At 65.6% G+C, this 2,678-nt stretch carries 3 protein-coding genes; all 3 read right to left on the reverse strand.

Annotated elements, in window-relative coordinates; genetic code table 11:
* On the reverse strand, window positions 1–550 hold a 550-nt coding region (locus AACR77_RS16905), incomplete at its 3' end, for a deoxyribodipyrimidine photo-lyase (RefSeq protein WP_042878507.1).
* Complete coding sequence (locus tag AACR77_RS16910) at window positions 547–1,434, reverse strand: MerR family transcriptional regulator (RefSeq protein ID WP_042878509.1); 888 nt, start codon at window positions 1,432–1,434, stop codon at window positions 547–549. The genes AACR77_RS16905 and AACR77_RS16910, both read right to left, overlap by 4 nt.
* Window positions 1,435–1,573: 139 nt before the next feature.
* Entirely contained in the window at window positions 1,574–2,518 is a 945-nt protein-coding gene (locus tag AACR77_RS16915) for a YbgA family protein (protein ID WP_010673317.1), read from the reverse strand.
* Window positions 2,519–2,678 lie beyond the last annotated feature (160 nt).

Raw genomic sequence — 2,678 nt, forward strand, 5'->3', positions numbered from 1 at the left:
GGGGCAGCCACGGCAACGGCTCGCCGCGTGGTGCGGGGGCACGGTGAATGACGAAGCCATCCTCCTCGAGAGCCTTGAGCCAGGCGCGGCTGAAGGGGGTGAAGACCTTGAACATCTCCCCCGACCCGGTCAGCACCCGACCGGGCGGCAGCACGCAGCAGCCGTTGAACCAGTGGCTGGTCATGCCCTGCTCCCCCAGCGCGGCGCTGACGGCGTGGTCGCGGCGCAGCTCGTCGATCTCGATGGCCTGGTTGGCGTAGAGCTGGCTCACCCCGAGATCCCGGCAGAGCGCCGTCAGCGCCGTCGGCACCTCGGCAAAGGTCTCGACCCGCAGCAGATGAAGCGGAATGCCGAGGGCCGCCAGCTCGCGGCCCATGGCATCCACCTGTGCCAGCATGAAGCGCTGGCGGACCAGGGCCAGCTTGTGCGTCTGCCACTGGGTCGGCGAGACGATGAAGAGTGCGGCGACCGGTTCATCTCCGGCGCAGGCGTGGCGCAGGGCCGGGTTGTCGGCCAGACGCAGATCGTTGCGAAACCAGACCAGCCTCATGACGGTGTTCTCCCGCCCTTGCCCTTCGCCTTGGCAGTGCGGGGCGTCGCACTGACCTCTGCCAGGGTGGCGTGCCAGTTGCGGGCACGCCGCCACGGCTCATCGTAGAGGCGTCCCAGCTCGCCAAAGAAGCGGGTACCCGCAGGCCATTCGGCGGCCTGGTCCTGCTTGCCGAGCCCGGCCCCCAGCAGGATCAGCCAGGGGGGTGTGGCACGCCCCTCCAGCAAGGTGGCATGGCGGGGCTCCACCGCCCCCAGCAGTTGCACCTCATATCCCTGACCGATGAGCTCATACGCAGCCCAGACCAGATCCAGCGGCCCCACCTGCCCCCAGCTTGCCAGGGTGACGGGGACGCCCTTCTCCTGCTCGATGAGGTGGCGGGCGAAGCGGGTATGCAGCCAGCCGAGCCACACCTGTTGCAGCAGCTCGCCATCGGGGCGCTCGCGCCACAGCCCCAGCAGCCGCTCCAACAGGGGCTGCAGCACCCGACTGCGCACCAGCTCGAAGGGGTAGCTCGCCAGCAGATCGCCAAGCTCGGCCTCCGCCTTGCGCTGATTGAAGGCGAGCAGCGCCTGGCTGAACTGCTCCAGGGTCTGCTGCCAGTGATCGCTCACTGGCGCACTCTGGGGCTCGCTCAACAGCCCCTTCACCTGACCTATGCTCACCCCCCGCTCCAGCCAGCTCAGGATCTCGCCTATCTGGCGGATATCCTGCTCGCTGTAGAGGCGATGGCCCTTCTCGGTTCGGGCCGGTTGCACCAGCCCGTAGCGGCGCTGCCAGGCGCGCAGGGTGACGGCGTTGACGCCGGTGAGGCGGGAGACCTCGCGAATGGGGTAGACGCCCTCGTCGGGGAGAGGCGCGGCTGCTTGTGATTCATCAGACATGAGAGAGTCCATCAGACGTTGGGAAGAGGCCCCGGTCATCCGCCGGGGCCTGCACAGGGGGTTCAGAGCCCGTAGCGCAGCTTGAGCGTGTCGGGATGAAGGTCGAGGTAGGCCTGATCGGCCAAATCCAGCCACACCTTCACAGCCCGTAACGCAATTTCAGCGTGTCGGGATGGGGATTGAGGTACACCTGCTCGGCGAGATAGGGGTTCGGGTACTCGCGCAGGTAGTGGCGGATCAGGGTAAGGGGCACCAGCAACGGGAAGACCCCGGTGCGGTACTTGTCGATGGTGTCGCACAGCTCCTGCTTCTGGGCCGGGGTCAGCACCCGCTTGAAGTAGCCCTGCAGGTGCATCAGCACATTGGTGTGGCTGCGGCGGTTGGCCCGCAGGGTCAGTGCCGCCATCAACCCCTGGATGTAGCTGTCGGCCACCTCCTGCAAGTTGGCCTTGCCAAGGTTGGCGAGCAGGCGCCCCAGCGCCCGGTAGTGGGTGGTGGCGTGGGAGAGCACCAGGTACTTGTAGCGTGAATGGAAGCGGATCAGGGCTGAGGCGGTGATCCCCCGGGCGCAAAGCTGCTGCCAGTCGTGATAGGCGAAGACCCGCAGCACGAAGTTCTCCCGCAGGATGGGGTCGCACAGGCGGCCATCTTCCTCCACCGGCAGCAGGGGGTTGGCCTCCATCAGCGCCTTGGCGAAGAGGCCGACCCCCTCCTTGGCGCTCCCCTCGTTGTTGGCGCCATAGATACGCACCCGCTCCATGCCGCAGCTGGGGGACTTGGCGCAGAGGATGTAGCCGGAGAGGAAGTCGAGCTGGCGTGCCTTCTGCTCGCTGAAGGCAATCAGCTTGTCGGTGACGTCGAAGCTGCCGTTGCTTGCCTCGGCCCGCACCTCGCCCTGGCGCTTCACCAGCCGGATGGCGGCGCGGGGTGCCCCCAGGCCAATGGCCATCTCGGGGCAGACGGGGTGATAGTCGAAATGGGCACCCAGATCCCGTTCGCAGAAACTGGATCGTTTGTGGCCCCCGTCGAAGCGCACTTCCTGGCCGAGCAGACAGGCACTGATACCGACCTTGATCTTGTACATGATGAAGCCCCTTGTATAAGCCTTGAGTAAGTTATAGCAGTTATACAAAAAATTGAAAGCTGTATAACTATTGCGAACTGATACGGCCAGGGGGCGGCGGGCGGATCAGCCCCCATAAAAAAAGGCGCTGTCCCAATTACATGTTGAAAGGCTAACCTTG

Source organism: Aeromonas sp. ZOR0002 (genome assembly GCF_963866995.1).
Taxonomy (GTDB): domain Bacteria; phylum Pseudomonadota; class Gammaproteobacteria; order Enterobacterales; family Aeromonadaceae; genus Aeromonas; species Aeromonas caviae.